The sequence below is a fragment of the Enterobacter sp. ZOR0014 genome (genome assembly GCF_000798855.1).
GTDB lineage: Bacteria > Pseudomonadota > Gammaproteobacteria > Enterobacterales > Enterobacteriaceae > Enterobacter > Enterobacter kobei.
The window spans coordinates 1-7530 of the sequence record NZ_JTLF01000077.1 but is presented as its reverse complement, the minus strand read 5'-3'; the positions used below and the strand labels follow the sequence as shown (position 1 = coordinate 7530).

7 protein-coding genes are annotated in these 7530 nt (G+C 51.0%); 3 read left to right on the top strand and 4 right to left on the bottom strand.

What is annotated here, in order from left to right:
* Positions 1-168: 168 nt before the first annotated feature.
* Positions 169-2961: a DNA polymerase I gene (gene polA / locus L977_RS03235; RefSeq protein ID WP_047624719.1), complete on the bottom strand. Its 2793-nt coding sequence runs from the start codon at positions 2959-2961 to the stop codon at positions 169-171.
* Between the two features lie 440 nt (positions 2962-3401).
* Here polA and L977_RS03230 point away from each other — a divergent pair, with 440 nt between their 5' ends.
* Positions 3402-4310 (top strand): acyltransferase, encoded by a 909-nt coding sequence (locus L977_RS03230; protein WP_014885767.1) that lies wholly within the window; start codon positions 3402-3404, stop codon positions 4308-4310.
* A 23-nt stretch (positions 4311-4333) separates the two neighbouring features.
* Here the strand turns inward: L977_RS03230 and dsbA are convergent, their stop codons facing one another.
* From dsbA to L977_RS03215, 3 genes are all read right to left on the bottom strand, one after another.
* The gene (gene dsbA, locus L977_RS03225; protein WP_014885768.1) at positions 4334-4957 is read right to left on the bottom strand and encodes a thiol:disulfide interchange protein DsbA; all 624 of its coding nucleotides are present in this window, start codon (positions 4955-4957) and stop codon (positions 4334-4336) included.
* Positions 4958-4984: 27 nt separating this feature from the next.
* Positions 4985-5971 (bottom strand): serine/threonine protein kinase, encoded by a 987-nt coding sequence (locus tag L977_RS03220; protein WP_014885769.1) that lies wholly within the window; start codon positions 5969-5971, stop codon positions 4985-4987.
* Positions 5972-6046: 75 nt separating this feature from the next.
* Positions 6047-6316, bottom strand: coding sequence for a YihD family protein (locus tag L977_RS03215; protein ID WP_003861904.1), 270 nt, complete (start codon positions 6314-6316; stop codon positions 6047-6049).
* Positions 6317-6384: 68 nt separating this feature from the next.
* Here L977_RS03215 and mobA point away from each other — a divergent pair, with 68 nt between their 5' ends.
* On the top strand, positions 6385-6969 hold the full coding sequence (mobA, locus tag L977_RS03210) for a molybdenum cofactor guanylyltransferase MobA (RefSeq protein WP_014885770.1): 585 nt from the start codon (positions 6385-6387) through the stop codon (positions 6967-6969).
* The gene (gene mobB, locus L977_RS03205; protein ID WP_047624714.1) at positions 6966-7469 is read left to right on the top strand and encodes a molybdopterin-guanine dinucleotide biosynthesis protein MobB; all 504 of its coding nucleotides are present in this window, start codon (positions 6966-6968) and stop codon (positions 7467-7469) included. The genes mobA and mobB overlap by 4 nt, the downstream gene beginning before the upstream one ends.
* Positions 7470-7530: the final 61 nt, after the last annotated feature.

The window sequence follows — 7530 nt, the reverse complement described above, 5'->3', positions numbered from 1 at the left end:
GAACATCCTCTGTACCCTACGTCGATAACTCTACCCCTTTTTTTGCTGCAGAAAAAGCACTTTTTGTAGTTTTTTTTCATTCTTTACATAGGGAATTCTAATGATCGTCACAAAACGCACGTGGTTATGTTGCTAACTTACATAAAAAGCGCGTTATTCACAGAACCGTTAGTGAGCCTGATCCCAGTTTTCACCACTCCCCACTTCCACCAGCAACGGCACGTCAAGCGTCATGCTGCTTTCCATCAGTTCGTGGATCTTTTTCGACACGGTGTCGAGATCGTCTTTATGCACTTCAAACACCAGTTCATCGTGTACCTGCATGATCATTTTCACGCGCGGCTTCTCTTTCTCCAGCCAGGCATCCACGGCAATCATTGCACGCTTGATGATGTCTGCTGCAGTTCCCTGCATCGGGGCGTTGATCGCGGCACGTTCTGCGCCAGCGCGGCGCGCCGCGTTGCTGGATTTGATGTCCGGAAGATAAAGACGGCGGCCATCCAGGGTTTCAACGTAACCTTTCTCTTTCGCCTGAGCGCGAGTGCGTTCCATGTACTCCAGCACGCCCGGGTAACGTTCGAAGTAGAGATCCATATACTTCTGCGACTCTTTACGCGGGATGTTGAGCTGGCGTGAAAGGCCGAAAGCGCTCATACCGTAGATCAGACCGAAGTTGATCGCTTTTGCGCTGCGGCGCTGCTCGTTTGTCACGCTGTCCAGCGGCAAACCGAACACTTCCGCTGCGGTCGCCCGGTGAATATCTTTCCCTTCCGCAAATGCCGTCAGCAGGCCTTTGTCACGGGACAGGTGCGCCATAATGCGCAACTCAATTTGCGAGTAGTCAGCCGAGACAATCAGGTAGTCATCAGGTGCAATAAAGGCCTGGCGAATGCGACGCCCCTCTTCATTACGCACCGGGATGTTCTGCAGGTTTGGATCGGTTGACGAGAGTCGACCGGTTGCCGCAACCGCCTGATGATATGACGTATGCACCCGGCCCGTTTTCGGGTTGATCATCAGCGGGAGCTTGTCGGTATAAGTAGACTTCAGCTTCGCGAGACCACGGTACTGCAGGATCACTTTTGGCAGCGGGTAATCCAGTGCCAGTTCTTCCAGCACCTCTTCAGAGGTGGATGGCGCACCGCCAGGGGTTTTCTTCAGCGGCTTGATGCCCTGTTTTTCAAACAGGATGGTTTGCAACTGTTTCGGTGAAGAGAGGTTAAACGGTTCGCCTGCAAGCTCATGGGCTTTCTGCTCAAGCTCGGTCAGACGCTGTGCCAACTCTCCGGAGTGGTTATGCAGCACCGTAGGGTCGATTTTTACGCCGTTGCGTTCAATACGCGACAACACGGGAACCAGCGGCATTTCGATATGCTGGAACACGTTGAGCGGACCTTCATGCTTCTGGAGTTTCGGCCACATTTTCAGATGCAGCTGCAGCGTGACGTCGGCATCTTCCGCCGCATAGCGCCCAGCTTCTTCGAGCGCTATCTGGTTAAAGGTGAGCTGATTTTTTCCTTTACCGGCAATCTCTTCAAAGGTGATGGTTTTGTGCTTGAGCCAGCGGTCAGATAAGGAATCCATATCATGACGACCCGCGACGCTGTCCAGAATGTAGGATTCGAGCATGGTGTCGAAGGCAATCCCGCGCAGTTCAATGCCGTAGTTTTGCAGAATACCGCGGTCATACTTGAGGTTTTGCCCGACCTTCAGCGCCTTTTCGTCTTCCAGAATCGGCTTCAGCAGCTCAAGCACGCGTTCGCGAGAGATCTGCTCTGGTGCATCCAGATAGTCGTGCGCCACAGGCACATAGGCTGCCATACCCGGCTCTGTTGCAAAGGACAGACCCACCATGTTGGCAGAGATATTATCGAGGCTGTCAGTTTCGGTATCAAAGGCAAACACCGGTGCCTTTTTCAGTTTCTCGATCCAGGCGATCAGCTGCGACTCTTCAAGAATGGTTTCGTAGTTATCGAAGGAGAGGACTGTGGCTTCTTCTTCTGCCTGCTCTTCGGCATCAACGACAATCGTCTCTTTTGGCTTTGCAGCAGGTTTGGCCCCTTTCGCCTGCAGCCATTTACCCGCTTCCACGTCAGTGGTCCAGCGCTTGAATTCGTATTTCTTAAACAGGCTCAGCAATTCGTCAGCAGAAGGCTGTTGCACTTCCAGCTGCTCACAGCCCAGTTCCAGTTCGACATCGGTTTTGATTGTTGCCAGCTTATAAGAGAGATAAGCCACCTCTTTGTTCTCTTCCAGTTTGCCGGCCATGGTTTTTGCGCCACGGAAGGAGAGGCCTGCAATTTTGTCTGATTCGGCGTAAAGCGTATCCAACCCACCCAGCCCCTGAAGCAACGCCTGCGCGGTTTTTTCACCGACGCCGGGCACACCAGGAATGTTATCCGAGGAGTCGCCCATCAAGGCAAGGAAGTCGATAATCAGTTCCGGCGGCACGCCATACTTAGTGACCACCTCTTCTGGCCCCAGAATGGTATTGGTCATAGTGTTAATTAGGGTGATGCCTGGCGTCACCAACTGTGCCATATCTTTATCACCGGTGCTGATCAGTACCGGACGACCCATTTTTTCTGCTTCTCGCGCCAGCGTACCGATGACGTCGTCGGCTTCCACGCCAGAGACAGCCAGCAGCGGCAGGCCCATCGCTTTCACCATGGTGTGCAGCGGCTCAATTTGCGCACGTAGATCGTCAGGCATAGGCGGACGGTGGGATTTGTAATGCTCGAACAACTCATCGCGGAAGGTTTTGCCTTTCGCATCAAAAACGACTGCCGCATGGGTTGGCTGATACTGAAGGATCAGGCTGCGCAGCATATTCAGCACGCCGTACATTGCGCCGGTAGGTTCCCCTGCGCTATTGGTCAGAGGAGGAAACGCATGGTATGCCCGATACAGGTAAGATGAGCCATCGACGAGAATAAGTGGGTTTTCTGGGATCTGAACCATAATGTCCGTGCCTTTAATCAATTTATGCGTAAAGGATGCCACATAAGGATGAAAACATCAGTTATTCAGTCCCGATACAGAAAAAGATTTTGCGATCGTGAGGATCGCTCGCAAAAATCAAACTGTGGATAAGTTTGTGAATATTTTCACTTCAAATGAAAAACAGACAGCCATTGCAGATCAAGACTGATAATAAATCATTAGATATCATATTGTTAATTAAGCGCATCACATAAAAACAGCTTACTGATGGCAATTTAGTCTATGTGGATATAAGTCCTGATTAGTGCGCAATATTAGAGAAATCTTCTGCGTCAGGGTAAAAGCGGTCAAATGACGGCGTGAAAGCGCCAATACTTTGTCGTTTTTCTGGTAAAATCAGCGCCCAGCGCCGACGTGTCGGCCGCGCTCTTACCGCTAACCACCTGAAAAAACTCATCATGTCGAGATTGCTCGCTGCAATAACCTTACTGTTAAGCATCATTTTAACTATTCTGGTGACGATCGCCTGTTCCGTGCCGATCATCATCGCCGGGATCATTAAACTGCTGCTGCCTGTGCCCTCGGTGTGGCGAGCCGTGTCAGCGTTTTGTAACTTCATGATGTACTGTTGGTGTGAAGGGCTGGCGATCCTGTTGTGTCTGAACCCGCATCTGAAGTGGGATGTCGAAGGACTGGAGAACCTCAATAAAAAGAACTGGTATCTGCTGATTTGTAATCATCACAGCTGGGCCGACATCGTGGTGTTATGCGTGCTTTTCCGCAAACACATCCCGATGAATAAATACTTCCTCAAGCAACAACTTGCCTGGGTACCTTTTATTGGTCTGGCCTGCTGGGCGCTCGATATGCCGTTTATGAAACGCTATTCGCGCAGCTATTTGCTTCGTCATCCGGAGCGTCGTGGTAAGGATGTAGAGACCACCCGCCGTTCCTGCGAAAAGTTTCGCGCGCATCCAACAACCATTGTGAACTTTGTGGAAGGCTCCCGGTTTACGGAAGAGAAACGTCAGCAAACACGCTCCCCGTATCAAAACCTGCTGCCGCCAAAGGCGGCGGGCATTGCGATGGCGCTTAATGTACTTGGTGCTCAGTTCGATAAGTTACTCAACGTCACGCTCTGCTACCCGAAGAACGATAACACCCCGTTCTTCGATATGCTCAGCGGCAAGCTGACACACATTGTTGTGCGGGTGAATTTAGTTCCCGTCGATGCCGAACTGCATGGCGACTACGTTAACGATAAAAATTTCAAACGTCGTTTCCAGCAGTGGCTTAATACACTCTGGAAAGAAAAAGACGAGCAGATAGACAGCATTAAATCTTCATACAAAAACGCCGGTCAGTGACCGGCGTTTTCATCTCTAAGAACTTACTTTTTCTCAACCAGGTATTTCACGGTGTCAGCATACTGCTGAACGAAAATATCCATGCTGCTGGTGTCCATGCCCTGCATGTTCAGCTGATATTTACCGTTAACGAACATCGCCGGAACGCCCTGAAGCTGCAGGTCAGACGCCGCTTTTTCCTGCTGAGCAACCAGAGATTTCACCACAAAGCTATTCCACGCGGCGTCATACTCTTCCCCTTTCACACCAGCATCAACGAACACTTTACGGATATCCGCTGTGGTCTGAACGGTCTGGGTTTTCTGCACGGCTTCAAACATTGGGGCGGTGATCTTATCTTCCACGCCCAGTGCCATCGCAACCGCCCACGCCTGAGTCAGGTCTTTACCCAATGGGCCCAGGAACTCAACGTGGTACTTGGTCATTTTGGTGCCTTCCGGCAGTTTTTTCTTCACGTTGTCAGAAACATGCAGCACTTCTTCGAACTGGTAGCAGTGCGGGCAGTAGAACGAGAAGAACTCGAGAACCTGTGGCTCGCCAGCAACCGGCTTCTCCAGCGTAGTGTACTGTTTGCCGTCGGTAAATTGTGCAGCAGAAGCGCTAAATGCCAGAATCATACCTGCCAGCGCCAGCCAAATTTTTTTCATGATTAACTCTCTCCTGGGTGTGTCCTATTAATACATCGGCGTTAATTGCAGCGGGGGTTCCTGAAGAACCTTAACCTGCTCAGTGAATGTAGATATCTGGCTGCGCCAGTAATCTTCCCCGGTAAGCCACGGGAAATTACGGGGAAATGCGGGATCGTCCCAACGCCTGATTAACCACGCGAGATAATATACAAAACGCATCGCACGTAAAGGTTCAATCAGGGCAATTTCGTCTGAATTAAACGGGCTAAATTCTTCATAGGCTTCAATAATGGTTTCAAGCTGCATGCGTTGCTCGGCTTTGTCGCCATTCATCAGCATCCACAGGTCCTGAACCGCGGGCCCCATGCGCGCATCATCAAGATCGACAAACAGCGGGCCATCGCGCCAGAGTATATTTCCGGCGTGACAATCGCCGTGCAGGCGCAGGACGGAAATATCATCGCGCCAGCAGGTTTTTACCGCAGCAATAAGTTTATCGGTGGCGCTGAGGAAATCAGCCTTTAGCCCAGTGGGGATCAGTGCAGAGGTTTCGAATACCTGGCGCGGCTCGATAAGATATTCCTGAATACCGATCGTCGGTCGGGCTGTGAATGCCGTTTTTCTTCCCGTCTGGTGAATGCGACCCAGATAGCGGGCAACCCACTCCATTTGATCGATATTATCCGCTTCAAACTGGCGGCCACCCAGGCTTGGGAATACAGCGTAATAAAAGCCTTCATGCGTCAGCAGCGTTTGGTTGTTGAATTTTATCGGTGCGGCAACCGGGACATCGTCATCCAGCAGATCGTGAGCAAACTGATGCTCTTCCTGAATTTGTTCTGCGGTCCAACGTTCAGGCCGATAGAACTTCACGACAAAGCGCTGACGATCCTCATCCTGAAATTGATAGACACGGTTTTCGTAGCTATTTAAAGGCGTTAACCCCGAATCCACACGAATGCCCTGTTCAAACAGGGCATCCATAATGGTATCCGGGTGTAATGTCTGGAAAGTAAAAGCCTGGTCGTTCATCCGATCATCCGGAAATTATACGAATGATTCAGGATATCATCTTGTGGCGATTTCGGTGGCTCCGCTTACAAGCTTTTACTCTTTAATTACGCCACGGGCGCGCAGCAGCGCCGTTTTAAAATCTTCCTCATAATCCTTCTGAATACCAGGAATAACAGCATCTTTGGCAGAATCGCGCATTTTGAGGTGGTAGATCAGGATGTCGTCAGAAAGGTCTGCCAGTTCGCCGTCAAAACCTGACTCTTTTGCCAGTTTCTGCAAGAATTGCATCAGATTAAGCTCTGGCTCTTTTTGCCAGGCTGGCTGGAGGAGTTCAATAACTTCATTCAGACGTTTACATTTCATGGTGGTGCTCCTTTCATTTAGAGTGACACGTTAGCAGGGTCAATCCCACAATAAAAGAGGCGATAATCGTGAATCTTAGCCAGGAAATCATTGGGGTCGTTCTGGCAGGTGGCAGAGCAACGCGGATGGGAGGGAAAGATAAGGGGCTCCAGCTCCTGAATGGCAAACCCTTATGGCAATGTGTCGCTGATACGCTCGCCGGCCAGGTGACAACCCTGGCCATCAGTGCTAACAGGCATATCGACACGTATCAGCACAGCGGGTATGCCGTGTATCAGGATAATATTGAGGATTACCCGGGGCCGCTGGCCGGTATGCTCTCAGTGATGCAGCAGTCTAACGGTGAGTGGTTTCTGTTCTGTCCCTGCGATACCCCTTTTATTCCATCCTGTCTCGTTGAGCGTCTGGTTCAGCTTCGTGGCACAGCATCCGTGGTTTGGGTACATGACGGCGAGCGCGACCATCCTGCTATTGCCTTAATGCACCGCTCGCTAGTGTCTTCTCTGGAGGCGTATCTGGCGGCGGGAGAACGCAGAGTGATGGTGTTTATGCGCCAGTCTGGCGGCCATCCTGTTGATTTTAGCGATTTCAAATCGGCTTTTGTGAACGTGAATACGAGTGAAGATTTGCAGAGGATGCAGGAGAAGAGATGATCCCCGTTTTAGCTATTTCCGCATGGAGCGGCACAGGGAAAACCACGCTGCTGAAGAAACTGATACCCGCACTGTGTGCGAAAGGTATTCGCCCCGGATTGATTAAGCATACGCACCATAACATGGATGTCGATAAACCGGGAAAAGACAGCTATGAGCTGCGTAAAGCGGGTGCCGCGCAGACAATCGTGGCAAGCAATCAGCGCTGGGCATTAATGACAGAAACGCCAGATGAGGCACTGCTGGATTTGGCTTATCTGGTCAGCCGGATGGATCATTCCAGCCTGGATCTGGTGCTGGTCGAGGGGTTTAAGCATGAGGCTGTACCTAAGATCCTGCTGTTCCGAAGCGATGCCGGGCACGATGTTAGCGAGTTAACGCTTGATGAGCATGTGATTGCGGTGGCCGGTGATGTTGTATTGCCGCTTGAGGTTCCGCAGTTGGATTTAAATGATGTGGATGGGATAGCGGAGTTTATTGTGACGTGGAGTGCGGTTTGATGCCCTCTTCCTGCGGGAGAGGAAAACCAAAAGCAAAAAACCCCGCACCTTACGGTACGGG

Bases quoted from the DNA above. Each gene is read 5' to 3' on its own strand.
- polA (WP_047624719.1), bottom strand. From the start codon at position 2,961: ATGGTTCAGATCCCAGAAAACCCACTTATTCTCGTCGATGGCTCATCT.
- L977_RS03230 (WP_014885767.1), top strand. From the start codon at position 3,402: ATGTCGAGATTGCTCGCTGCAATAACCTTACTGTTAAGCATCATTTTA.
- dsbA (WP_014885768.1), bottom strand. From the start codon at position 4,957: ATGAAAAAAATTTGGCTGGCGCTGGCAGGTATGATTCTGGCATTTAGC.
- L977_RS03220 (WP_014885769.1), bottom strand. From the start codon at position 5,971: ATGAACGACCAGGCTTTTACTTTCCAGACATTACACCCGGATACCATT.
- L977_RS03215 (WP_003861904.1), bottom strand. From the start codon at position 6,316: ATGAAATGTAAACGTCTGAATGAAGTTATTGAACTCCTCCAGCCAGCC.
- mobB (WP_047624714.1), top strand. From the start codon at position 6,966: ATGATCCCCGTTTTAGCTATTTCCGCATGGAGCGGCACAGGGAAAACC.